The sequence below is a fragment of the Williamsoniiplasma somnilux genome (assembly GCF_002804005.1).
Taxonomy (GTDB): Bacteria; Bacillota_I; Bacilli_A; order Mycoplasmatales; family Mycoplasmataceae; genus Williamsoniiplasma; species Williamsoniiplasma somnilux.
In genome coordinates this window covers 13,328-39,751 of record NZ_CP024965.1, presented here as the reverse complement: position 1 = coordinate 39,751, position 26,424 = coordinate 13,328, and the positions used below count along the sequence as shown (strand labels likewise).

The 26,424-nt window shown below is 28.6% G+C and carries 21 protein-coding genes and 1 riboswitch; of the genes, 8 read left to right on the top strand and 13 right to left on the bottom strand.

What is annotated here, in order from left to right; genetic code table 4:
- Nucleotides 1-44 precede the first annotated feature (44 nt).
- The 4 genes from ESOMN_RS00155 (at nt 45) to ESOMN_RS00140 (ending at nt 3,755) form a co-directional block, all read left to right on the top strand.
- Nucleotides 45-959, top strand: a complete 915-nt coding sequence (locus ESOMN_RS00155; protein ID WP_024863654.1) for an ABC transporter ATP-binding protein — start codon at nt 45-47, stop codon at nt 957-959.
- Nucleotides 952-1,812, top strand: a complete 861-nt coding sequence (locus tag ESOMN_RS00150; protein WP_024863653.1) for an ABC transporter permease subunit — start codon at nt 952-954, stop codon at nt 1,810-1,812. Before ESOMN_RS00155 ends, ESOMN_RS00150 begins: the two co-directional genes overlap by 8 nt.
- A gap of 57 nt (nt 1,813-1,869) precedes the next feature.
- A complete protein-coding gene (gene deoC, locus ESOMN_RS00145) occupies nt 1,870-2,532 on the top strand; it encodes a deoxyribose-phosphate aldolase (RefSeq protein WP_024863652.1) in 663 nt (220 codons plus the stop codon).
- Between the two features lie 74 nt (nt 2,533-2,606).
- The gene (locus ESOMN_RS00140; RefSeq protein WP_024863651.1) at nt 2,607-3,755 is read left to right on the top strand and encodes a serine hydrolase domain-containing protein; all 1,149 of its coding nucleotides are present in this window, start codon (nt 2,607-2,609) and stop codon (nt 3,753-3,755) included.
- Nucleotides 3,756-3,785: 30 nt separating this feature from the next.
- On the opposite strand, the gene ESOMN_RS00135 is transcribed toward ESOMN_RS00140, so the two are convergent.
- The 3 genes from ESOMN_RS00135 to ESOMN_RS00125 all read right to left on the bottom strand — a co-directional run bounded on the left by ESOMN_RS00135 (nt 3,786) and on the right by ESOMN_RS00125 (nt 7,126).
- Entirely contained in the window at nt 3,786-4,640 is an 855-nt protein-coding gene (locus tag ESOMN_RS00135) for an aldo/keto reductase (RefSeq protein ID WP_024863650.1), read from the bottom strand.
- 80 nt (nt 4,641-4,720) lie between these two features.
- The gene (gene deoD / locus ESOMN_RS00130) at nt 4,721-5,428 is read right to left on the bottom strand and encodes a purine-nucleoside phosphorylase (RefSeq protein ID WP_024863649.1); all 708 of its coding nucleotides are present in this window, start codon (nt 5,426-5,428) and stop codon (nt 4,721-4,723) included.
- Nucleotides 5,429-5,437: 9 nt separating this feature from the next.
- Nucleotides 5,438-7,126 (bottom strand): phospho-sugar mutase, encoded by a 1,689-nt coding sequence (locus tag ESOMN_RS00125; RefSeq protein ID WP_024863648.1) that lies wholly within the window; start codon nt 7,124-7,126, stop codon nt 5,438-5,440.
- Nucleotides 7,127-7,307: 181 nt separating this feature from the next.
- Here ESOMN_RS00125 and ESOMN_RS03895 point away from each other — a divergent pair, with 181 nt between their 5' ends.
- From ESOMN_RS03895 to ESOMN_RS00115, 3 genes are all read left to right on the top strand, one after another.
- Entirely contained in the window at nt 7,308-7,442 is a 135-nt protein-coding gene (locus tag ESOMN_RS03895; RefSeq protein WP_267878389.1) for a hypothetical protein, read from the top strand.
- Between the two features lie 159 nt (nt 7,443-7,601).
- Nucleotides 7,602-8,912, top strand: coding sequence for a thymidine phosphorylase (locus ESOMN_RS00120; RefSeq protein ID WP_024863647.1), 1,311 nt, complete (start codon nt 7,602-7,604; stop codon nt 8,910-8,912).
- 8 nt (nt 8,913-8,920) lie between these two features.
- Complete coding sequence (locus tag ESOMN_RS00115; RefSeq protein ID WP_024863646.1) at nt 8,921-9,880, top strand: nicotinamide mononucleotide transporter; 960 nt, start codon at nt 8,921-8,923, stop codon at nt 9,878-9,880.
- A gap of 53 nt (nt 9,881-9,933) precedes the next feature.
- Here ESOMN_RS00115 and ESOMN_RS00110 read toward each other — a convergent pair whose 3' ends face one another.
- The 7 genes from ESOMN_RS00110 to ESOMN_RS00080 form a co-directional block, all read right to left on the bottom strand.
- Complete coding sequence (locus tag ESOMN_RS00110) at nt 9,934-12,528, bottom strand: PhnE/PtxC family ABC transporter permease (RefSeq protein WP_024863645.1); 2,595 nt, start codon at nt 12,526-12,528, stop codon at nt 9,934-9,936.
- Complete coding sequence (gene phnC / locus ESOMN_RS00105) at nt 12,528-13,283, bottom strand: phosphonate ABC transporter ATP-binding protein (protein ID WP_024863644.1); 756 nt, start codon at nt 13,281-13,283, stop codon at nt 12,528-12,530. The genes ESOMN_RS00110 and phnC overlap by 1 nt, the downstream gene beginning before the upstream one ends.
- Nucleotides 13,284-13,286: 3 nt before the next feature.
- Entirely contained in the window at nt 13,287-14,543 is a 1,257-nt protein-coding gene (locus ESOMN_RS00100; RefSeq protein ID WP_024863643.1) for a PhnD/SsuA/transferrin family substrate-binding protein, read from the bottom strand.
- A gap of 86 nt (nt 14,544-14,629) precedes the next feature.
- Nucleotides 14,630-14,692, bottom strand: a riboswitch (nucleoside riboswitch).
- 136 nt (nt 14,693-14,828) lie between these two features.
- Nucleotides 14,829-15,758, bottom strand: coding sequence for an ABC transporter permease (locus ESOMN_RS00095; RefSeq protein ID WP_034942417.1), 930 nt, complete (start codon nt 15,756-15,758; stop codon nt 14,829-14,831).
- Nucleotides 15,758-18,283, bottom strand: coding sequence for an ABC transporter permease (locus tag ESOMN_RS00090; protein WP_024863641.1), 2,526 nt, complete (start codon nt 18,281-18,283; stop codon nt 15,758-15,760). The genes ESOMN_RS00095 and ESOMN_RS00090 overlap by 1 nt, the downstream gene beginning before the upstream one ends.
- Nucleotides 18,283-19,854 carry an ABC transporter ATP-binding protein gene (locus ESOMN_RS00085; protein ID WP_024863640.1) on the bottom strand — a complete coding sequence of 524 codons (1,572 nt, stop codon included), beginning with the start codon at nt 19,852-19,854 and terminating at the stop codon, nt 18,283-18,285. The genes ESOMN_RS00090 and ESOMN_RS00085 overlap by 1 nt, the downstream gene beginning before the upstream one ends.
- On the bottom strand, nt 19,854-21,509 hold the full coding sequence (locus ESOMN_RS00080) for a lipoprotein (protein ID WP_024863639.1): 1,656 nt from the start codon (nt 21,507-21,509) through the stop codon (nt 19,854-19,856). The genes ESOMN_RS00085 and ESOMN_RS00080 overlap by 1 nt, the downstream gene beginning before the upstream one ends.
- 288 nt (nt 21,510-21,797) lie before the next feature.
- On the opposite strand from ESOMN_RS00080, the gene ESOMN_RS00075 reads away from it, so the two are divergent.
- Nucleotides 21,798-22,304: a thiol peroxidase gene (locus ESOMN_RS00075; RefSeq protein WP_024863638.1), complete on the top strand. Its 507-nt coding sequence runs from the start codon at nt 21,798-21,800 to the stop codon at nt 22,302-22,304.
- Nucleotides 22,305-22,390: 86 nt separating this feature from the next.
- Here ESOMN_RS00075 and ESOMN_RS00070 read toward each other — a convergent pair whose 3' ends face one another.
- From ESOMN_RS00070 to ESOMN_RS00060, 3 genes are read right to left on the bottom strand one after another with little or no spacing between them, the layout of a single operon-like run.
- Complete coding sequence (locus ESOMN_RS00070; protein WP_034942414.1) at nt 22,391-23,326, bottom strand: 1-phosphofructokinase family hexose kinase; 936 nt, start codon at nt 23,324-23,326, stop codon at nt 22,391-22,393.
- 36 nt (nt 23,327-23,362) lie between these two features.
- On the bottom strand, nt 23,363-25,573 hold the full coding sequence (locus ESOMN_RS00065) for a PTS transporter subunit EIIC (protein ID WP_024863636.1): 2,211 nt from the start codon (nt 25,571-25,573) through the stop codon (nt 23,363-23,365).
- 48 nt (nt 25,574-25,621) lie between these two features.
- The gene (locus ESOMN_RS00060; protein WP_024863635.1) at nt 25,622-26,356 is read right to left on the bottom strand and encodes a DeoR/GlpR family DNA-binding transcription regulator; all 735 of its coding nucleotides are present in this window, start codon (nt 26,354-26,356) and stop codon (nt 25,622-25,624) included.
- Nucleotides 26,357-26,424: the final 68 nt, after the last annotated feature.

Sequence of the window (26,424 nt, the reverse complement as noted above, 5' to 3'; positions counted from 1 at the left end):
TCTTTTTAATTTTTTTTTGTAGAATAACACTCATAGGAGTAAAAATGGAAAATACAAATTTAATTAATCTAAACGGAATAACAAAAGAATACTCTCCAGGTGTGGGGTGTTTTGATATAAAAATAAAGGCAAAGTCAGGAGAAGTTTTTGGTTTTATAGGACCTAATGGAGCCGGAAAAACAACTGTTATTCGTCAAATGGTTGGATTTATAAAATCAGATAAGGGGACAGGAACAATTTTGGGTCTTGATATTTGAAGTGATACTAAAAATATAATGCGAGATTTAGGATATATAGCGGGTGAAGTTTCTTTACCCGAAGATATCACAGGATGAAAATACTTAAAAAGTATTGCTGGAATCAGAAAAAATGTAGAATGAAGTTATGTTGAAAAACTGATCAAGTATTTTGAATTTGATCCAAAGAAAAAAATTAAAAAAATGTCTAAAGGAATGAAACAAAAAGTTGCAATTATTACAGCTTTTATGCATAAACCTAAAATTATGATTTTGGATGAACCCACTTCTGGCTTAGATCCTTTAATGCAAGAAAAATTTAACACACTTATTCTAAATGCCAAAAAAGAAGGGGCAACAATTTTTATGAGCTCGCATATTTTTGGAGAAATTGATAACACATGCGATCGTGTTGCTGTTATAAAAAAAGGAACAATTGTTTCTGAAATTAATATGGTTGAAATGAAAAATGATGCTGATAGAATTTACAGTTTAAGTTTTTCAACAAAAGAATCATTTGAAAAAGCAAAATTAAAAAAATGAGTGATTCAAAAAGAAGACATAATCACTAAAACAATGACTATTAAAATTTCCAAAAAAAATGTTAATGCGTTTTTAAGTGAAATTTCTGAAATGGATTTATCAAGTTTTAAAGAAATACCGTTTAGTTTAGAAGCTCATTTTATGAAGTTTTATGGTGAGGAGACAAAATTTAATGATTAATTTAAGATTATTTAAAACACAATTTTCATCAATTAAGATACAAGCTATAATTTTTATCTTATTGCCTTCTTTGATATCTTTGATGTTTTTATCAATGCCAAATTATTTCCATTGAACAAAAGTTAATGATACACCTTATGTTGGGGCTATAGGTTTGTTATTAGATTTAACAAATATATTTTCGGCAGTTGGTTTTTTAATTGGTTTCATAAGTATTTCTTTTATAATAGTTTTATTTACAAAAGAAATTAATAGAGGTTATATGGCCTCTTGATTAACTCAACCCTTATCAAGAAAAACAATTTTTATGACTAAATTTGCCTTAATTATTACAATAATTTTTATAACTGCATTATTAAATTTTGTTATCGAAGCGTTAATGAGTTTAAGATTTCCTGACTTTAACAAAATTTACGAAAATGTAGATCACACAAAGGATTTATTTTCTTTATTTTTGTTAAATACTAACTTGTTTTTAATGATGTTTTTATTAGCGAGTATCATATTGTTATTTGCTATGTTAATTAAAAAATCGAGTTTGTTAATTATATTATCATTAGCATTTTTAATTTTAGTAATGTTTATTAATATTATAGATAAAACTGTTTTGGAACAAATAACAAATAAAACCGAAACAATAAAAACATTAGAAAAAATAATTGGTTGAATTAATATATTAAATTTATTCGATCCAGAAGATATTATTGCTGTTAAAGGAGATGTGATAACACAAACAATTTATGGTGATAGAATTGAAGCAATTTATTGAAAGATGCCAACTACGCTTGTTACTTCTTCGCTCTTGACATATATTTCAATGATGATATTCAACAAAAAAGATTTAGCTTTATAGTAATTCAATGATTTAATTTTTATTTAAAAATATTACAATAATAGTTGTGAGGTAAAAATGAAATTAAATAAATATATCGATCATACATTACTAAAACCTGAAGCCACTTTACAAGATATTGAAAAGTTATGCAACGAAGCGAAAAAATTCGACTTTGCAACAGTTTGTGTAAACTCATATTGAACAAAAACAGCAAAAGAGTTATTAAAAGGTAGCGATGTTAAGATTACAAACGTAATTGGTTTCCCACTTGGGGCAGCAACGAAAGAAGCAAAAGCTTTTGAGGCTGCAGATGCCATTAAAAACGGTGCAGATGAGATAGACATGGTAATCAACATTGGTGCATTGAAATCAAAACAATATGTTGAAGTTTTAGAAGACTTGAAAACAGTTAGAAAAGCTACAAAAGGAAAAGTTTTAAAAGTAATTTTTGAAAATTGTCTTTTATCAAAAGATGAAATTCAAAAAGCTTGTGAATTATCTATAAAAGCTGGATTAGATTTTGTTAAAACATCAACAGGATTCTCAAAATCAGGAGCAACATTGGAAGATGTAAAACTTATGTTTGATGCCGTAAAAGGCAAAGCTGAAGTTAAAGCTGCTGGAGGAGTAAGAACTAAAGAAGATGCTTTAGCAATGATCAAAGCAGGAGCTACTCGTTTAGGAACGAGCGGTGGTGTTGCTATTGTTCAAGGCCAAGAACATAAAAATGGCTATTAAAAACAAAATGTCTCATATATCAATATAAGACATTTTGTTTTTTTATTAATATAAAATATTGATAACGAGGTCATATGAAAAAATTTAAAAATTCACTTTTGTGTTTACAAAAACTTATAGATGAAAAATATTTTAACGGTGCTGTTCTTTGTGTTTATAAAGATGGAAACAAAATTTTCGATCAAGCTATTGGTTATGATGATTACGAAAACAAAAGGGCAATGAGCAATGATTTAATTTTTCGAGCTTATTCAATGACAAAACCAGTAACTGTCATTGCGGCTTTTATTTGCATTCAAAAAGGTCTTTTTGAATTAAATGATCCGATAAGTAAATTTATTCCTGAATTTTTGAATACAAAAGTTTTGATTGATAAAAAATCTACAAAGGTAAAATCTTTAGAAAATCCGATAACCATCAAACATTTGTTAACTATGACTTCTGGAATCACTTATTTTGGAAACAAAAACGAAACTCAAAGACAAACAACTGGTCTTTTGAGAAAATTAAATGACATTAATAATAATTGATCTCTACAAGATTTTGCCAAAAATTTAGCTGCTCTTCCTTTATTGTTTGAACCAGGTACCGATTGAAACTATGGACTAAGTTTAGATTTGATGGGTGCTGTAATAGAAAAAGCTTCTAATTTAAAATTTAATAATTTTTGTAAAAAATATATATTTGAACCTTTAGATTTAAAGGACACAAATTTTTATGTTTTTGATAAAGAACGTGAGGCGAATATTTACAAATGAGAAAATGTTGATGGTAAAAATTTATTAACAAAAACTGAAAATTTTAAATTTTTAATGCAAACACTTTATGAAGAACCTCCAGCCATAATGGGTGGGTCAGGTTTGTTCGCAACAGCCAGTGATTATGCTAAACTTATGAATATCTTCTTAGGTAAATATGATGTTCTTGAACAAAAAAATATTGATCAAATTTTATCTGATCAAATTCCAAATTTACATGATAAATTTATATGAACACTAAATAAAGATTACACATATGGGTTTGGGGTTAGACTACGTTTAAAAAACGAACTAGAACCGCTTACTGAAATAGGTGAAGCTGGTTGAGATGGTTACTTGGGTTCGATTGGAATCATTGACACTAAAAACAATTTAACCGCTGCTTTGATGGTTTCTTCTTCACCGGGAAATAACTTGACTTTGGAAAAAGAATTTTTTAAAGCTTTCTATGAAGATATAAAATAAGCTCTTTTAGTAAATCTAAAAGAGCTTATTTTATTTAATACCGTGTTCTTTAAAATATTTTTCTCCATAAGTATATGGGTCTAAAGAATTATTTTTTTGAGTGGGAATTTTATCAATCAATTGTATGTCTTCTTTTGTTAATTCAAATTTGCTGATATCTTGATTTTCAAATAAACGTGATTGAGTAACAGATTTAGGAATAACTACAATGCCTTTTTGGATTGCTCATCTTAATGCAACTTGAGAAGGTGTAACACTATATTTCTTTGCTAAGTCTTGAATCTCAGCAATTTCTCCGACTTTACCTTTCATAATTGTTTGATATGAGGTTACTTGAATATTTTTATCGAAACAATATTTAACTAACTCAGGTCTTCTTAATAATGGATTTAATTCAAATTGATTCATTTGCGGAACAATATTTACTTGTGGTAAAAATTGTTCTAATTGTTCAATCATAAAATTAGAAACACCGATTGCTTTTAATTTACCTTGCTTATAAGCTTCTTCTAAACCTTTGTACATTTCTACTGAATATTTTGTATATCAATGAATCAAACAAAGATCTAAATAATCAGTTTCTAAATCTTCTAAAATTGTGTCAATTTGTTTTAAAACATCAGCTTTAGTTGTCATATCAATTCATACTTTTGAAGTAATAAATAAATCTTCTCTTTTTACTCCAGATTCTTTAATTGCTTGACCAACAACCTTTTGATTTCGATAGACAAAAGCACAATCAATATGCTTATAACCAATGCTAATGGCATATTTTATAGCTTCTTTGGCTGCTGCTTCATCATTCATTAAATAAGTTCCTAAACCAAATTGAGGAATTGATGTTCCGTTGTTCATTTTTATCTTAATGTTTTTAATATCTTTCATGTTAAACTCCTTTTTTGCTTTTTTTAAATAAAAACAAATTTTGTATAAATTTATTTTCTTGAAATTTGTCTTTAATTTTTTTATTTAAATTTTAAAGCTGTCTCCAATGCTAATTCAAACATTTTATCAAAATTATTTTGACGTTCTTCTGATGTGGTAACTTCTCCAGTCACTAAGTTGTCAGAAATAGTAAATAAAGCCGCTGCATTTTTATTTAATTTAATTGCGTTTGAAAATAACCCATATGTTTCCATTTCTACAACATCAAGATTTTTTTCTTTTGCTAATTTTAGTGAATCATCACTTCTATAAAAAACATCACTAGCATGCGCTCTTCCTGTAATGATAGGCATTTTAATTTCTTTAGCTGTTTGTTCGATGGCATCAAATAAAATTTTTGAAGATTTTAAAATTTTATCATCTTTTCCAGTTACAATTTTGGCAAAGTCTGATTCACCATAACTTTCAATTGTATTAAACACAGAGTAAGGACGGAAGTCTTTGTTATATGCTCCTGCTGTTCCTACACGAATAATGTTTTCAACTTCATAATCGTTGAATAATTCGTATGAATAAATACCCATTGAAGCATTACCCATTCCTGAAGCTGCAATTGTAACTTTCATACCTTTATATGTTCCTGTATACATAAACATATTTCTTACTTGATTAACTAGTTTGGGATCTTTCAAAAATTTCTTAGCCATTTTTTCGGCTCTTAACGGATCTCCTGGCATTAACACAAATTTTGCGATTTCACCTTTTTTTGCTTCTATATGTACTGTCATTTTTATCTCCTAAATTTCTAAACTTAAAATTTGTTTTAAGTTAGTTCACATTTTTTCTTGTTTCAATTTGGCTGCTTGTTGATCTTTATCAACAACCACAAAATAAATTTTTAATTTTGGTTCAGTTCCTGACGGACGAGCCGCAAATCAAGAACCATCTTCAAAATAAACTTTAATTAAATTTTGACCTGGCATGTTGTGAAGACCATTTTTATAATCTTCTATCATCTTAACTTTCATGTTTGCTAAACTTGTTAATCCTTCATTACGCAGTTTTGACATAATTGGATCCATTTTAGCAGTTTTCTCTTCTAACTTAAAATTCAAGTTAATAGTGTTTGTAAAATAGTATCCGTATTTAACAAATAATTCATTTAAATAATCAACTAAAGTCATGTTTTTGTTTTTATAATATCAGCATGCTTCAGCAATCATTATTGATGCCTGAATTCCGTCTTTGTCTCTAGTGGATGCGTCCAAAACATAACCATATGATTCTTCATAAGCAAAAACAAAATTTAATCCTGTTTGTGGTTCTTTAGCGATTTCTCCACCCATTCATTTAAATCCCGTTAATGTCTTAACAATGTTAACACCATAAGTTTCATGGGCGATGCGATCACCTAAATCAGATGTAACAAAACTTGAATACAAAGCTGGATTTTTCGGCATTTGATTTAGTCTTTTTAAATTGCTTAATTTTCAATCAATTAGAATTGGACCTGTTTGATTTCCATCTATTCTAATAAATTTACCGCTGTGTCTAATTGCCATTCCAAAACGGTCAGCGTCAGGATCGTTCAAAATGATAATATCTGCGTTGTGTTTAACACCATATTCTAAAGGTATTTTTCAAGCGGGGTCAAACTCTGGATTTGGATTAACGACATTTTTAAATGTCGAATCTTCAAAAGCATGTTCTGCAACTTCAATTACATCATATCCAGATTTTCTTAATGCAACTGGTGTAAATTCAGTACCGGTTCCATTAACGGCCGAAAAAACAATTTTAACTTTCTTTTTAGATGCTTGTTCATTTTTATAAAACTCTAATCCTTCAATCATAGCAAAGTATTGATTAACAACATTTTGGGGAACTACTTCCAATAATTTTAGATTTGAATTAAATTTTCAATTCAATATATCATTAATTTTTTCCATTTCTTCTGCGATTACATCTGTATCTTCAGGCATTAATTGACATCCATATGGATCATAAATTTTGTATCCGTTATATTCTGCCGGATTGTGTGAAGCGGTAATCACAATTCCCCCAATGCAGTTAAGTGCTTTGGTAGCAAAACTTACCACCGGAGTTGGTTTCATGTCGTTATCTTTAAATAAATAAGACTTGATGCCAAAACTTGTTAAAATTTCAGCCACTAATTGTGAAAATCTTTTTGAGTTATGACGATTATCATGACCAATAACGATTCCATCATTTAATCTTTGTGGATATTTGCTAATCAATAATTTAGCAAAAGCAATTGTTACTTTTTTAATTGTGTAAGAGTTAAATCTACCAGGCCCTGCCCCCAAGATTCCTCTAATTCCTGCTGTTCCGAATTCTAGTTCTAAACTAAAAGCTGCTTGTAATTCTTCATCTTTGGCTTTTGCTAAAATTTCTTGTAATTCTTTATCTAAATTTGGTGTGTTGATTCATTCTTTGTAAACTCTATTTTGTTTATCAAATCCCATAATTTTATTTTGTTCCCCTTTGTTTAGTAATACTTTATAAGTATAACATTTTCGAATATTCTAAATCTTCCGTAAAATTACCAAATTTTGGAAAAAATAAAAATAATTTGTTATTTATTTGTTAAAAAAGTAAACAAAATTTAATTTAAAAGCTGATAATAAATATAAAGGGGGATATAAAATGAAAAAAAATATTTGCGACAAATGTAATGCAGAAATTTCAGACACAATTCACACATCACATAATTTAAAGAAAAATAAGACAGTAGTTCTATGCACTCCATGCAACACTAAATACGATTGAAGTAAATTTTAAATAAGTTAAAAAACTTCAAAAGAAAAAAACGAAGGTATTTCTTCGTTTTTTATTAAATTTTGGAAAAAAATAAAGATAACCAACAATGTTGGTTATCTTTATTTTTAGAAATTTTTATTAGTGAGGTATAATTTAATGGTTGAATAAAAGAGGTATAAAATGACATTTTCAGAATTGATTGAAAAGAAAAAGCATAAAATCGAATTATCAAATGCAGAAATCGAATGATTGATTTCAAATTATGTAAAAGGTGTGGTTACTGATTATCAATTTTCTGCAATGGCGATGGCTATATATTTTAATGGTATGACCAATCGCGAAACAGCAGCATTAACAACAGCATATGTTAACTCAGGAAAAACTTATGATGTAAGCAAAGTTCAAGGTTTTAAAGCTGATAAACATTCAACTGGAGGAGTAGGGGACAAAACTAGTCTTGTGTTCTCACCACTAGTTGCATCTTATGGAATTAAAGTGTGTAAGTTATCAGGAAGAGGTTTGGGACAAACTGGTGGAACTATCGACAAATTAGAAACTTTCCCAGGATGACAATCAGAACTAACAAATGATGAATTTATTAAAGTTGTTAACGAGGTGGGGATGTCATTAATTGCCCAGTCAAATGACGTAGTTCCTGCTGATAAAAAAATTTATGCATTAAGAGACGTTACAGGCACTGTTGATTCAATGCCATTAATTGCTGCATCAATAATGTCAAAAAAATTAATCATTGAAAATGATGGATTAATTTTAGATGTTAAAACTGGTGATGGAGCTTTCATGAAAACTGTTGAACAAGCCGAAGATCTTGCAAATAGAATGATTGGAATTGGTCGTGAACATGGACGTAAAATCGCAGTATTGATAACTGATATGAATAAACCTTTAGGAAAAGCAATCGGTAATGCAATCGAAGTTAAAGAAGCATGGGATGCATTACACGGAAAAGGGCCTCAAGATTTTAACGAATTGGTGGCAACAGCTGTTGGAGTTACTTTGTTACAAGCAAAAATCTTTGATGATTTAAAAACAGCTAAAAAAGATGTTTACAAAAAAATGCAAAGCGGTGAAGCTGCACACTTCTTTAAAGAATTTGTGATTGCTCAACATGGTGATTGAAGTGTTATGGAAAATTATGATCAAGTTTTTACTAATAAACACAAAATTGAGATTAAAACTAAAACTAAGGGTTTTGTTAAATACAACCAAGCTGAAGGTTTGGGCCTATTGTCAATGCATTTAGGAGCAGGTCGTCAAACAAAAGAAGAGTCGATTGATCATGCTGCAGGAATTTATCTAAATAAAGGGTTTGGTGAAGCTGTTGAAGTTGGAGAAACAATAATGACACTTTATACAAACAAAGAAATTAACCCCGAATGAGAGCAGCAAGCATATGAAACATTTACAATTGTTGAAAAACAACCAAAAGAAGAAGTAATTATTAAAATTATTTCTGATGACGTGAAATAGAGGTTTAAATGAGTGAATTAAAAATAAATAAAAACCGGAATTTAAAAGATCCGCAATATTCCTTTTTAGGAATCAAAATGATTATTGAAGATATTAAAACATTACCAAAATGATTTAAATGAATGATGCTGAGCGGATCTGTTTTAGTTATGTTTTTTAACTTCTTTGCGATTAGTGGATATACTCCAGAAAATATTGATCCAAGTTATTTTGAAGGTATCGGAAGATGATTCTCTCCTGTTCAAGAATATTGAAAAGCAATGGATGTAGGAACAATGCTAGGAGCACGAGGTGATGAAAACTTGGCAATGATCGCCACAACCTTCTACTCTTTAAATGGTGTAATTAGTATTACGGGATTGATCGCTGTTTGTTTAATTGTTTATGATAAAAAATCACAGTTCTTTTGATTGTTAATCAATGCAACCGCTTATGCTCCTTTTGCTTTAATGATGGGTTATGCTGGTGACTTCTTCCTAAACATTATCCTTGCTGCAATTGCAATTCCGGGATGATATTTAATAACTTTTAAGTTTAAACATAATTCAATTAGAAATTATTCAAAAACATTTAAATTATCATTTTGATTAACCATATTACTTGTAGCTGCCCTATCAGTATTTTTATGATTAATGTTTATTCCACAAATGGTGTGATTAATTAACCCTAATTACAATTATCCCTTGTGAAGTGCAAAACATATTTTTGATGGTTTATTATGTGGTGTTAGACTTGTCGGTGGGGGAATGCAATTAGTTAACTTTAACGAACAATTTATTACTTGAATTTTAGTTGATGCCATTAACTTTATCAAATATGCTGGTGCTATTGAAGGTATTATATCAGTTAACATGATGATTCAATTCGGAGTATGATTTGCTTCATCATCAATCGGAATGTGAGAGCGTAATTTAAAAGAAACTGCTTTACCGTTTTTTAATAAAATTTTAAAAACAAAAAATAACTAATATATAAAAAAACACCTGGGTATTTGACCGGGCGTCTTTTTTATATATTTTAATTAATAATTAATGTTTGTTAATTTTATTTTCTTTCAATTTTTTGTATACCTAATTGAATTATTCAATTCATTTTTTTTAATTTCATCATTTGCGTTTTTTCTTTCGTTTTTGATGTTAGAAAGATTTTTTTTAGCTTCTAATTTTGTTTTAATAATTCAGTTTTTCCTTTTTGTTCTAATTTGTTTTTTTAGTTCTTTTATTTCTAAAATATGATTTTTAAAAACAATTTCGACAGGAATTTCTCAAGAAATTTCTAGATCAAAATATTCTACATAGGCAATTTTTCATGCCTTATTAAATTTTGTTTTATTTTTTTTGCTTATGTTTTTTGCTCTACTATATATTTGCTGATTTGTATAAGTGTACAAGGCACTTGATTCAGCAAAACTTAATTTTTTTTCTAGATTTAACATTTTTTCATTTGCTTTGAAAATTATAAATATTTTCTGATTTGCTAAATTAATTAATTTCGCTATTCATTTTATGTTTTCTTCATTGTTGATTTTGTTTCTCAAAGCTCCTGAAACATATTCTATAAGCAAGGTTACAACTATTATCCCCAGTAATAATGCTCCGAATTCAGCAAAATATTGATCATTAAAATAGCCCTTTAAAACAATACCCATATTACCAGCACCAACAATTCCCAAAACAATAACTTCTTTATAGTTGATATCAAATCTATAAATTATATTTGAAATAGCCGACGATGAAGTTTGATTTATCACGCCATATTTAATTTTGCCAAATCAATTCAAACCTGTTGCTTCTAATTGAAAAACAACTTTTTGATTTATATCATCAAATAACTCTCTGTTATATTTTGTTAACATTCCTATTGTTCCCATTATTAAAGCCATGGTTCCTGTAAAGGGGCCTATTCCAATTACAATTACTAAAATAAGAGCATATATATAAGTTGGAACAGCTCTAATCATTGTTGTTAATAATAAAAATACTCTAGCCACATACTTATTTGTTATTTTTTCTGAAGATAGCATACCAAAAACGTAAGCTATGAAAGCACCTATAAAAGTTCCTACAACTGCTATCGAAATCGTTTCTGCTAACAAATAAACAACGCTGTAAGTTGCGTTTTCATTTGTTGTAAATATTGAAGATCAACTTATGTTAAAAATTTTCAATAAATCACGGTTCATTTGTTGAATTGTTTCTGAATTCGGAATATCTCATTTAACATTTCAAACCGAAAGAACAAAAATAAGCAGCATAATTCCATATAAAATAAATTTTTTTAAATATTTTTTAGGAGCATTTCCAAAAACATTATTCACTGTTAAAGATTGCAAAATTTCGCTTTGTTTTTTCAAGAATTTTTCTTCAATCTTTTCAATCTCAGCAATTTTTAGTTTTTCAATTTTTAGTTTTGTTTTTATTTTGGTTATTTTATCTATTCTAATTAAAGTTCCAGTTTCTTTGTCATTTGCAAAAAGATTTTCGTTTATATGATTTTTAATAATATTTTTATATTTTGTATTATCTTCTGTAACTTTTTGATTGTAATCTTTAAAAAAAGTATGTTTCATTTGCCTTTTTTGTAAAATTAAAGATTTATATCTACTTGAATTTTTTTGTTCTTTCAAAATTTCTGAATTTATGTTTTTGGCTATAACTTTTTCAAAATAAAATTTTAAATTTGTTTGCTTATTTATGAAACTAATTTTTTTGTTTTTAGCTTTTATTAGTTTTTGATCTATTCTAAAATCTTTATCTTCGATAATGTATTTTTTTGTTAGTCAAATAATTAATTCCAAAACTAAAATAACGACAACTAATAAAGTTAATAAGAATCCTACTCGACCTCAATCATCATATGCTATAGAAGTATCAATAAGTCTTCCGATACCTAAATTTGTTACACCGGCTATTATAGATACATATCTAATATTTGTCTCTAAGGAATAAAAGGTAATCGACAAAACATGATGTGAAATTTGAGGTCAAACAGAAATAATAAACGACTTAAATTTTGATGCTCCTGTTGCTTGAGCTGATATAAATAGTTTGGTGTCAATTTGTTCTATTCTTTCATATAAAGATTTACCAGAAATAGAAAAAGTAAATATACTCAGGGCAAGCATAACTGTAAAAGTTGAAGGACCGAAATAACTAACCAAAACTAGAGCATATACAAATGAAGGAATAGTTCTAAAAATTGAAAGAATTGTTCTTGACAAAGTATTTCAAAACTTATTTTTTATTATATTTGAAGAAGCAAGTATAGCAAAAGGTATTGCTAAAAATGCGCCCACAAATGTACCTGCTATCGACATATAAATAGTCTCCAATATTGATTGAAAAGCTATTTTTATGAATGGATCAGAATTGCTTTGTGTTGAGGTGAAATCATTTCAATCTCAATGCAACATTTCCTTTAATCTACTAAAAAGATTGGGTAAATCTCTAAAAAACTCTGACCATTTTGAATCAAGTGTAAAAAAGGAAAAAATTATAATAAACATTGTGAAAATAAGCATTGTCCAAAAAAACAATCTTTTAGGTTTTTTGGATAAATTACCATCAATTTTTAAAACTTTTTGATTAAATATTGCGTTAAATCTTCTTCTGTTCATTAATAATTACCGCCATAAATAATTTTCAATACTTCTTTTGAAATATTTTGTGGCTTTCCGTCATAAACTATTGAACCATCTTTTAAACCAATTATCCTATCGCAATATTTCAAAGCTAAATCCACATGATGTATATTAATTATTATTGTCATTTTTAGCTCTTTATTTATTTTTTTAAAATCTTCCATTACTTGATTTGCAAGAATCGGATCTAAAGCTGATACGGGCTCGTCTGCTATTATAATCTCCGGATTTTGATTAATTGTTCTAGCAAGAGCAACACGCTGCTGTTGACCACCAGATAAATTTCCCGCTCTTACATATGCATATTCTAAAAGATTCAATTTAGACAAAGCTTCCAAAGCTTTTAATTTTTCATTCTTTAAGAAATATCCAATAATAGCTCTAAAAATATTTATTTGTGCAACTTTAGAGCTAAGAACATTTTTAAAAACTGTTTGTTTTTCAATATTATTATATTCCTGTGACATTAATCCTATTTGTGTTCTTAGTTCTCTTAAATTTTTGCCTTTTAATTTAGAAATTTCATATTTTTTGCCACTGTTCATAGTTATATCTATATTCCCAGAACTAATTGAATTAACTTTATTTATAGTTTTGAGCAAAGTTGTTTTACCCGCCCCAGATAAACCTATTATGGCAACAAACTCACCTGCGTTTATTTCTAAATTTATATTTCTTAGAACATGTTTACCGTTTGGTCAAATTTTTTCAACATTTTGAAATTTTATCATTACTTATTTTCAATCTTTAATTAAAGCTTTCATTTCTTCTGCAGCAGTAGTTGTATCTTGTATATTTTGATCTTGACTTGCTTCTCAAGATATTGCATTTTCTGAATCTTTTGGCACGACATAGCCTGAGTGATTATACACATCAAATATTTTTTTGTTTTCTGGATCTTTAACAAGATCTACAAACGATTCTCTAACATCACTTAAAAAATCACTGTCTTGAATTCTTTTTCTAGAATAAACAATACCATCATTAATTATTTGTTCACCTAATCCAATCACAGTTGTTTTTTTGAAAAGATCTTTAGATTCTGCAAAATCAGGAAGTTCACCTCTAATGTCACTAAACCCCACTGCAAATTTTACAGTTCCGTTGGCAACAGCTTTAGCAGCTTCTGGGTAACTACCTTGCTTAGTTAGTGTTGATTCATAAATTTCTTTTAATTCACTATTTTCATAACCCAAAACATTTTTTAATCACAATAAAGGATTTAAAGTTCCGGCTGAAGATGTTTTTGATGAACCAAATGCAAATGCATTTCCATTATCTTCAATCATTTTTTTGATGTTGTTTTTATATTCAGCATCTGTTCAATTTTCAAAACCATTTGATCAATTATTTTTTTCTATTTCTTCAAGAAGATAAGAATTATTTATATAAATATATGATCTATAATATGCAACCGTTTGGTCTTCTTCTTTACTTAAATACATATCCTTAATATCGCTAATTGATTTAGTGTTTTCGATCTTGTTCAATATATTTTTGTTATATTCTTTTGCTACATCCAAAGACACTTTGGCATCCACTTTTGAATTTGGCTTTGTAATATCTTTATCAAATTCTGTGATAATACCGGCTCTAGAAGCTTGGGATAATATTCCCAAATTACTGTATGTCCCTGCATAATTTCCTGAATTAATTAATTCACCTTTATATGAATTATAAGTAGCAACAGGAACAAAGCCTATATCCGCCTTGCCTGCTTTCAATGATTGTCCGGCTGCTTCATAACTTGTAGAAACCGAAACTTTAACTTTTTTATTAAAGGTTGTATTTCTTTCTTTAGCTTTTTCTTTTAATTGTGTTTCTAATTTTTCTTCTAATGGTTTAACTGTTTTCAATAATGTTGTTGTCGAATTTGAAGGTACAAATACGATTTCAAATGTTTCTGATGAACCACCACCACAAGCAACAACAGAAGTTGCTGCAGTAATTGTCAGACCAAATACGCCAATTATTGATAATAATTTTTTCATTTATTCCTCCTTAAGAAAACACCAACTTAATAAAAAAACTAAAAAAATAAAGAAAAAAAGGTTTTTTTACAAAAACCCCCACTATTGCTTATAGTCTCGAAATTGGTTTCGAGGCGGGTCAGTAGCCCATTATGCTACCATGTATAAGTTTTTCTTATTAAGTTGTTAATTAAATTATAACCACAATTTAAAAAATTGTAACAATATCTTTTTTAAAAATTTTATAGAACTTTTATAATATAAAAAAATCTGAGTAAACTCAGATTTTTTTCATATCTATTAAATTTATCTTTTTGATTTATCAAACGGTACACCGACGGCGGCAGGAGCTTTTGATGATTTTGAAAAGGCAATCATGGCTCCAATCGTCAAAATGAATGGCAACATTTTAAACAACATTGCTGAGTTTTTGACTCATGTGATTGTTGCGATAGCACCAATTTGTTGACCGAATGCAAATAAGAATGAGAAGATAATTGTTCCAATTGCCATGTAATGAATTTTTCATTGTCCAAAAATCATAATTGCAACTCCTAAGAATCCGTATCCCATAATATTTCCTGAGAAGAATCCTCCACCGGCAACTGTTAGAACATAAACTCCCCCAGCAAGTCCCGCAAGTACTCCCGAAATGAAAACCGCAATATAACGGTATTTAGCAACGCTAATTCCTGCAGCATCAATAGCATTTGGGTTTTCTCCCACCATTGCATATCTCATTCCTTGTTTTGTGTATTTAAAGAATAGAGCAATAACAATTGCGATAATAACTGCAATAAATACTCATAGTGAGATAACTGGTGTTTCAGCATTAGAATCTAGATAAATACCACGGTAATTTGAAGAGATAACCATTGATTGTTCTCCAAAGTATCCTGATGTTGCTAAGAATAGTCCTAAGCCTAAAGCAAGAATATTAATCGCAATTCCTGAAACAATTTGATTTGATTTTAAAGTAATTGATGGGAATGCATGCAACATTGCAAAAATGCCTGTAATTAAACCAGCTAGTGGTAAAACCCATATTTGCGATAAGTTGTGAGATCCACCCTTATTAACGAAGGTTCCAATAATTGAGACAACCAAAGCTCCGACAATCATCATTCCTTCAACTCCAACATTAGTAACTCCAGATTTTTCTGACATTAACCCTGATAATGAAGCTAATAATAAGACACCACATAACGCGATTGTTCAAGCAATAATACTTATCATTATGCAACCTCCTTATTTGAAATTTGTAAAATATATTTTTCAAAATCATCATCGTTTTGTTTTTGTAAATCTACAAGTTTGTTGATTGATTCTAAATCATTTTCTTGACCAATTTTTGAAAATTTTTCTTTCATTTCTTGTTGAAGTTTTATATAAACCATTTTTGAATCGTTTAAAATTCATTCTTTAGTTTCTTTATTTTTAAAGATTTCATTTTTGTTATTTAACATTTCTTGACCAATTTCAAAAATTGTTTTAATTTTGAATAATGCTAAAGCAATTTTAACTCGTTCATAAACAGATCAATTATCGTCATGATTTTCAATAATGTTTGGAGTCAATGTTTTGTTTAACTCATCAACAGCTTCATTAATTTTTTTCAATTTTTCTTCAAAATAATTTTTATTTTGATTTTGAGTTTTATCAGAGATTGAATTTTCAATTTGTTCTAAAATATTTTTTGCTTTAGTTATTTTAGTTTCACTCAAACGAATATCAATATTTTTTTTATCCATCTCAGATTGTTCATTAATTTTAACAATTGTAGAAGCATATTTATCTTTTGCTTCTCTTACTAAACCTTCGTAGTTTAGATCAATATTATCCATTTGAATTTTTTCTGTTTTAACTCTTAAAATTTGTTTTGCTTTTGCTTCTTTTAATTTACTGATTTTTTCTTGTGCTTCTATATTTATCGTTTTCATATCGTTATGTAAAATTGATAAATCAGTCACATAAGTATCTTTTAGTTCTTTAATTTTTATTTTGCGAGTTTCTGCAGATATTGATTTATCATTTTTTAATATTCCAATATTTAGTTTCAACTCAGCTTTTAGTGAAGTAATTTTTTCATTAATTACACTTAAAGCTTTTGCTCTTGCCCCTTTAATTTCAATGACACCATCACGGTATTCAAATTCTAAAGTAATAATTCCAATTTCACCTTCGCGTCAATTTTTGGCAGCATGTAAATCTTTTGTTAATGATTTTTTGGCAGCTTTAATTGCTAAATCTTTTTTGTGAATTTGATTTTTTTTGTTTTTTGTTAGATCTTCTTTAAAGTTGCTATAAGCTAAATTTATTAATTCAATCTTAGTTAAAGATTCATTATCTAAACTATGAATTTGATTTTTGCATCTAGTTTTAATTCCATATAAACCTTTATTTGTATTTTGATCTCAAATAAGATTTTTTAAGTCTCTAATTTGACCATTTAAATGATTCATTTTCATAGTCAAATTAGTTTTATATTCTTCTTTAAAGTTTCGAATTTCTAATTTATCAGATAATTTATTTAAATTAGCTTTGTAATCCTTATCAACACAAGTAACAATCCTATTAAATCAAAAACGATTTCGTTGACATCTTAATTTTCAAAGCAGTTTTCTTTCTGCACCACTTCTTCAAATATAAATTTGCAGTTTCAACATTTTTCAAGGTTCAAATTTAATGAATATTGCTGAAATTGCAGCTAAGTAAATAATGATCCCTGAAACTAATCCACTAATTTGAGTTGGAATTCCAAATAGTGAAGAAATTGGTGCTCCAGCTGTTTGAATCATACCTCATAACAATCCAACAAATAACATTCCAAACGGGTTATTAAAAGCTACAAGAGATACAGCAATTGCATCAAATCCGAATGTTGGCAAACTATCAGAACCAAAGTATGTGTTTGGACTTACAGTCATAATACTTACGAATGCAGCAACTCCAGCTAATGCTCCTGATAATGTCATTGCTGCTACAATTTTATTCTTAACGTTTATCCCTGAATATTTAGAAGCAGGAACAGATGTCCCTACAGCTTTTAATTTAAATCCGAATGTTGTTTTTGCAAACAAAACAGCTACAAAAATAACTACAACTAAAGCAATTAATAACGGAATTAAAATTGAACTTCCATTAATATTAAACATACCTTCAGGAATTGCTTTAGAGTTTCCTGCTAAAACTGAACCAAATTTAGCACCATATGTCATAAATACATATTTAAATAAATATCAAACAGCTCAATTCATTAAGATGGTCGTTACAACTTCGTGAATGTTAAATAGTGCTTTTAAGATTCCGGCAACAAATGCCAAAAAAGCTGCCGTGATAACACAGATTAAAAATACAAGAAAAATTAATCCTCCACTCATTGTTGTTGCACTAGGATCTAAAATACTTCATACAACAACCGTTGACATTCCTGAAGCTCCTAGAATTTGTCCTGGTGCTCCAATATTGAAAACGCCCGATTTAAATCCAACCGCAACAGCTAATCCAGCAATTACATATACAGCCATTCAGTTTAAAGTGGCATCAAGATATAATGGGTTAAATGCAACAGCAAATAATTTTCCAAAGTAAACAAATGGATTAACATTTAAAAAGGCAACAATTAAACTAGCAACAATAAATCCTGATAAAATTGCTAAAACTGATCCTTTTATATATTTATTTTTGTTTTTGAATTCGCTAGAAGTTAAAAATTCTTTTGTTTGTTTTGAACTAACTCAAAGCCTTTGTTTTAGTGTCATTATTTTTTAACTCCTTCCATTTTTTGCCCTGCCATTAAAGCTCCGATGTATTCTTTTTTAGCGTCAGCCCCCGCAATTTCACCAACTAATTTACCATCGTTTAAAACAACAATTCTATCAGCTAATGCCATTACTTCATTAAGCTCGTAAGATACTAATAAAATACCCTTACCTTCAGCTTTTTCTTTTAAAATTTCTGAATGAATGTATTCAATCGCTCCAATATCTAATCCTCTAGTTGGTTGAACAACAACTAGTAAATCATGTTCTTTTCGCATTTCTCTACCGACAACAACTTTTTGTTGGTTACCTCCGGATAAACCGCGAGCTATTGCTGATCCGTTTCTGCTCCCACGAACATCAAAGTCTTTAATTACGCTTTGCGCATAACGAGAAATTGCTCTTTTATTAATGATGCCAAATTTTGAAAATGGTATTTTGTTAATTTCTTGTGAAACAATATTATCTTGAACTGTAAAATCTAGCAACATTCCATATTTATGGCGGTCTTCAGGAATATGTGACATTCCTAAATCATATCTTTGAGCAATGTTTCCATCAAGAACATTAATTTCCTTGAATAAAACTCCTCCTGAAGTTGCTTTTGACAAACCAGTTATTGCCTCGACTAGCTCTTTTTGACCATTCCCTTCAACTCCAGCTACAGCCACGATTTCTCCTGGTCTAACAACCAAATTAAAAGTTTCTAAACCATTAATTTTTGGATTTGATGCTTTTTTAACAGTTAAATTAAGCACTTCTAAAAGCGGTACGTTGGTTAATGGTTTAGTGTGAGGATTTTTAATTTCAACAAGTTTACGGCCAACCATTGCTTCAGCAATTTCGTTTCCTTTAACATCACTTACATTAATATCAACGATTTTTTTACCGCGTCTAATGACAGTAGCTGTATCAGCAACTCTTTTGATTTCATCAATTTTGTGAGAAATAAAGATAATTGTTTTGCCATCTTTTTTCAAATCTAACATAACATTTAACAACCCATCAATTTGTTGAGGGGTTAAAACTGCTGTTGGTTCGTCAAAAACCAAAATATCTGCTTTACGATATAAAATTTTTAAAATTTCAACACGTTGTTGCATTCCTACTGAGATTTTTTCGATTTTAGCTTCAAGATCAACATGAAGATTATATTTGTTCATAATTTCTGTTAATTCTGTTTTAATTTTATTTTTATTTAAAATGAAACCGGCTGTTGTAATTTCTGACCCTAAAGCAATGTTTTCTCAAACTGTGTTAACATCAACAAGTTTAAAATGTTGGTGAACCATTCCGATTCCCAATTTATTTGCTTTAATTGGATTAGTTATTACAACTTCTTTCCCATTAACTTTAATGATTCCACTCGTTGGTTGATATAAACCAAACAAAATACTCATTAATGTCGATTTACCTGCCCCGTTTTCACCAACCAATGCGTGAATTTCACCGCGTTTAACACTAATGTCAACATCTTTATTAGCAATGATTGAACCACCAAGAAAACTCTTTGTGATTTTTTCCATTTCGATTGCGTATTCTGAATTATATTTTTTAGATTTTAATGGCATTATTCAGTACCTCCAAAATCTAGTTTTAGTAATCTGTTAAAGTATGAAACTAAACCGTCAATTCCATCATTTTCAATTGTTGAATCAACCGAAATAGTTTGAGCATCTTTTTTGTTTAGAATTTCACTTTCTGTAGATGGATTTAAAGCTCCTTTAATTGCGTTTTTGATTGATTTACCTGTAAAATAATCTCTTATATCCCCGCTTTTAAGACTAGCAAATCCGGTAACTTCATCAGATAAACTTGTGTATAATATTTTTCCAATATTTTTTGAATAATCAACAGCTTTAATTGCTAGGTTTTGTCCTAATGAATATTTTTGATCTGCATTTCTAGAAATTGAAACAGATCAATCAGTATTGGTTTCAGCTAATTGACCATCATGAATTTTTTTAGGATCATTAACATTAATAATTTTTGGACCTTTAGGGGTCACTATTTCTGCTTTTTTCAACGATCTTGCTGCCTTTAATTCATCAACAGCTGCTGTTGCAATTCCTTTAATAGCACTTGTAATAAATCTATTTTCAGTGCCCGTGTCTTTACCAACAGTTTTAATTTGATCGGTATCAACTCCAATTAAGAATGGTTTATATCCCCCACCTTCGTGACCAATAACGTCATTAGTTTGTGGTCCTGCAACAGGGAAAATAATATCTGATTTATTTTTAAATAGTTTAGGGACAACTCCTGATTTTTCAGCTCCACCAATATCAAAATTATTTGAAAACCATGCAGAATCTGTTGCTGAACTTGCAAGAGGTCCATCAGGCAGTTCTTTAGAACCTTCTAAATTGCCATAAGCAACTTTTGGCAATTTATAATTTTTTTCTACTCCGGAATTATCTTTTAATGTAACTTCTTGTCCGGCCATTGTTTCATTAAACAATTCACCAGCTGCAAGCAATCCTCAAATGTAGTTATCAACTGCTAATTTCATTGAAATTCCACCAAAAGATCCAAGAGTAATAATCCCGTCACCATTGGCATCTCCTTGAAGTTCTAAATTATCTGATTTGAAATTTCCTTTATCATCAAGTTTGGGAACATTGGCTCACATTAATGCATCTCAACCAGCTGCAAAACCTGCAAGTTCTGATTTAAAGATGATTGAAATAACATTTTTATATTTGCCACCACTGTAATCAACTTGTGAATCTAATAAAACAATTGTTTTATCACCCATTAGTCTTGATAATTCATCAATGGTGTCGGTGTGTCCAAACCCCGATAACAACATTGCATCAGTTTGCTTATAAAGTGCCATTTTATAAGCTGAGTAAAATCCATTACGACTTTTATCGGCAACCTCAACATAGTTTCTGCTTGAATTCTTAGCATCACTATAGTCTTTTACTCCATCAATTACTTTTACTAGTTTTGATGATTCATAATTTAGGTCTTCTTTAGTTAAACCAGTTCCTACAAGTTCGGAATCATCAACATTTTCACCAATTTGGCCTCCGTAGTCAATAACCCCTTCTCAAGAACTTTCGTTAAACGATTTATCCCGAATGTTTCCACCATCAGTTATGATAACCACTCGTTGTCCGGGTAGTCCTTCAGCTAATTTAGGAGCAGTACAAGATATAACGCTTGTGACACTACCTGCCAGAACTGAAACTGATGTTAGAATTGTTAAAAGTTTCTTCATTCTTAATTTCCTTTCTCTATTTTATTGTCTATTATTTTTTGTCATTTTTTTAGTAAAACTATGTGGAAAAATTTATTTAGATAAAATCTGATAAAAAATGCTTTCAAATTTAAAACTAAACATTAATATTTTATTAAAATACCCAGTAAAAATGGTTATTTTTGATTAAAAAATTCCACATGTGCTATTATAAATGGAAAATATTTCTATAAATAGCACTTATTTGTTTATCCAAAATATAATATTGAATTTAAAAAGATATAATATACTTCAAAGAGGTGAAATTTTATGAATAAAACATTAAAAGACAACGTTTATGATTTAATAACAAAAGACTATTTAAAATTAGGCGATGTATTGCCAAATTTTAGAGCGATGGACGAAGGTTTAAATACTGTTGAATTAAAAGATATTAATAAAAAATATAAATTAATTTCTTCTGTTCCAAGTGTTGATACAAGTATTTGTATTTTACAAACAGAAAAATTTAATAATATAATCGGCAATGACTACAATAATCTTCAATTAATTACAATTTCAAGGGACTTACCATTTGCTTTAAAAAAAGCTTGTGCTTCATTTAAAACCAAAAATCATTTGCTATGATCTGATGCTAACTATCGTGATTATGGGAGACAAACCGGATTTGAAATAGATTTTATCAAATTGCTAGCAAGAGCTGTAATTGTTCTTGATGAAAACAACAAAATAATTTACGAACAAATCGTTAATCCTCCAGCTGGAGACGAACCAAACTACAACGATGTAATTAAGTTTTTAAACACATTGAAATAAATATTTTATTCTAAATTTTTAAAAGCACGTCAGTGCTTTTTTAAATCTCAAAAAAATAATAGCACTAGTAAAACTAGTGCTATAAATTATAAATTTTCTATTCTTAAATCATCAATTGAAGAAACTAGCTCGTTAATTAGCTCAGCAGAAGCTATTTTGTTAGAGTATGCTGTTGCACTACCACAAACTATTCCCATTTTAAGCGCCTTTTCGTAATCATTCGTTTGTATAAATTCACTCAAAAACCCACCTATCATACTATCTCCAGCACCTGCAGCATTAACTAGTTTTTTATTCCATTTACCAATTGAACATTTTATTGAGATTTGATCATTAATAAGTACAGCTCCTTTAGAACCCATTGAAACAAGAATGTTTTTTACACCCTGTTCTAATAAAGGTTTTGTAGCTAACAATAAATCGTTTTTGTTTTTAATTTTTTTACCAATAGTTAAACTAAGTTCTTTGATATTGGGTTTTATTAGAAAAGGTTTTTTTTCAATTGCATAACTTAACGAATCACCAAATGCATCCACGATGCAATTGGCATTTAAGGAGTTTGTCAATTCAACAATTTCTCCGTATATTTTTGAATCAACACCTTTGGGAATACTTCCTGTTGCAATTACATAATCGTTGGGTCTAATATTTTTAATTAAGTATTCCTTTAGTTTATTTAATTCATTTATTTCAATGCATGGACTTGAGACACTGCATTCTGTTTGATGTTGATCAATTAATTTTATATTAATTCTTATATCGCCATTTGCGTTAAACTTTTTATATTTGATTTTTAGTTTATTTAAATTATTATAAAAATATTTTTCAAAATCTCCGTTTGAAAAAATTAATGATTCATTAGCAATATTTAAATTATTTAAAATCATTGAAATATGTATGCCTTTACCTGCTGGATAAATTTCTGTTTCTTTTGGTCGGTTAGTTTCATCTTTTTTTAATTCATCAAATTTTAAAATGTAATCAATTGCAGGACTTAAAGAAATTATGTATATATTATTCATTTTAAAATTCCACCTTTTTCTCTTTGTATTTTATGTTTAAAAACATTTAGGTTCTATAAAATTGCTTTTTATTTCAACTTTGTGAATAGCATTAAAATATTGATCTTTATATAAATTCATTTTTGTTTTTTTAATTTCTTGAATTTTATTTATGTATTTTTCGATATTTTTGTAAATATCTTTTGTGTCTTTTGACAAAAAATCATTTGCTTCTACAAGTTGTTTTTCGATTTCTAAAATTTTATTTTTAATAGAAGTAATTTTTTTAAAACTAGAATCATAATTTTTGGAAAGTTCAATCATTTGGTTTCCCTTAGCTATTTTATTGATATTTTTTGAATTAGAAAGTTTATTACCTTTGTTAAATAAACTGGCATTTTTTGCTTCATTAATTTCAAAAATCTTATTTATTTTAAATTCTAAATTTTCTTTTTTGATAGTTAATGTAGATAGTTTATTCGATTTAGCTGAAAGACTTTTCAAAGTTTTAATATATTTTTTTAAATCAAGATATGTTTCATTTAATTTTGTTTGTCTTGTTGTTTTTAAAGAACTTAATTTAAAAACTAATTCTTTTTTAGAATTATTATCTATTTTGTTTGTTTTGATATTTTCTATTACAATGTCGATTACTTTAGAGAGTGAGGGATCAAATTTAATTAAATCTATTTTAATTAAATTAATTTTGTTAATTAGTTTTTCCTTGTCTTTATTTTTATTTTCTTGTTCTATTAGTTTAATAATTTCTTTTGCTTGATAATCATTTTTACTATTTAAAAATTCTGCTTTATTAAATTGCTTTGTTATTTTGTAAATTAAAGCTTGTTCGGTTTTTTCTTCCTTTCAAAACAAAATTGTTATAAGGACACCCAAAATTAATGAACTTAAATCAATGACAATAGCTTTTCACAAATCATCTGTGTAAGCCAAAAATCCAACAACCCCTCCAAGTCCAGCTAAATTATCAAGATTTATTCCAAAAATACCTATCATTCATCCACCAATACCTCCGGCAATCACTCCGGTAATGAATGGTTTACCTTTTGGCAAATTGACCGCATAAATGCAAGATTCGGTTGGTCCAGAAATAATTCCTGGCAATGCAGCCGCAATAGCACTTGATTTATCAATGGATTTTTTACTTCTAAGTGCAACACCAAGAGTTGCACCCATTTGAGCTCATGCTGCAGCAAATGCTGCCGCCAAAAAAATTGAAGGATTTCCATTTGAGACTATGTCGGTTACTGCCGCAAAAAATAAAATGTTGTGAACCCCCAAAACAACTAATGGTTGTCAAGTTAAACCTACAACTAAAGCACCCAAACCAAAAGGCAAGGTCATAAATCAATTGAAGGCAGTTAATAAAGCGTTTTCTATAACACCCATAATTGGACCCATAAAAAAAAATGCTAAAAGTCCTCCTATAAGTAGATTTAATAATGGATTTAAAATAAAGTTTGCTACAGAGTTAAAATACTTGTCCATTAATTTTTGTGCATTCGCCAAAATTACACCCATTAAAATAAAAACTAAAATAGTCGAATAAAATGGCTTAAGATTAATATTTCAATCACCCAATGTCATTAAATGAATTCCAGCTTCTGGAATAATTGGAGAAATCATAATTAAACCTAATGCTAAAGCAATTGGTGTTTTGCCTCCAAGATATCTGACTGTTGATCAAATAGCAATGACACCCATCAGCTTAAAGCCTGTACCTGCAATTACATTTAAAACATAATCAAAAATGTTATAATCCTTACCTAAAACACCATTATCTTCAATCGCATGTGCTGCGCCTGTCCTGATTAAGAATTGTTGTAATGCCATTATTAATCCAACACCAATCAAAAAAGGAATAAGAGGTCCAAAAATTGCTGAAACGGATTTTAAAAATTTTCTTCATATTGGTATTTTATTTGCAGTTGAATTTATTTGGTTAGTAGTTTTAAATTGTTGATTGTATTTTTGAGAATTTTTTTCCATATTTTTTTGAATATAAACTTTAAATGCATCTGTAAGAACAGAAACTTCCGGACCAATAATTATTTGTAGTTCACCATTAGATCACAAAACTCCTTTAAGATTTGTGATTGTTTTTAAGTCATTAATTTTTACAATTTCTGAATTAAATAAAGTTAATCGCATTCTTGTGGCACAATTATAAACGTCTTTAACATTATCTGATCCACCAATTTTATTGAGTATATTTTGAATTAATACGTTTTGCTTATTGTTTTTGCTCATCAAGCGCCTGCTTTCTACATAAATTAATAATGTAAAAAAATTAATTTATTAAGCGGAAATAAATTTTCCTTTGTAATCAGAGGGTGCGTATTCACTTATTAAAACAGTATCGCTTTTGACATCAATTTTAATTCTATTTTTAGAATTAAATTTGCTTGAATCCATTAATATAAAAGATTTTTCAGAATTTTTAATAACACGTTCTTTTACCATAGCTTCTTTTACGTTTGTTGTGTAAAATTTATTGTTATCTAAATTATTCATCCCGATAAAAACTTTATCAAAAAAGAAATTATCAATAAATTTAAGAGAAAGTTCTCCTGCAGTTGCATGGGTTGAAGGGATAATTGTTCCCCCCACTAAACAAACTTCAATATCTTGTTCTAATAATTCCATAGCAATCGAAAATCCATTTGTTACTATGGAAACATTTTTACTTGCTAAATATTTAGTCATTTGTTTTGTGGAAGTTCCAGTATCCAAAAAAATTAAATCTCCATTTTCTATTAACTCAACAGCTTTTTTGGCTATTTTGTCCTTTAGATCAATGTTCACCTTTTCTTTTTCTTCTTCAAAATGTTCTTGCATTTGTTTTGTAGAGTTGTTAACAGATTTTGCTCCTCCATAAACTTTAATAATTAATCCTTCGTTATGCAATTCGTTAATATCTGTAATAATTGTCTGAATTGTTGAATTGGTTAATTCAGATAAAGATATGTTTTTAACAAAGCCTTTTTCATTAATTGTTTTAACAAGTAACTCTCTTCTTTCGTCTTTTAACAAAGCGATGACCCTCCATTTTTTATAATACATTAAATTTTAAACTTTTTTAAAGATTTTTAAATTAAATT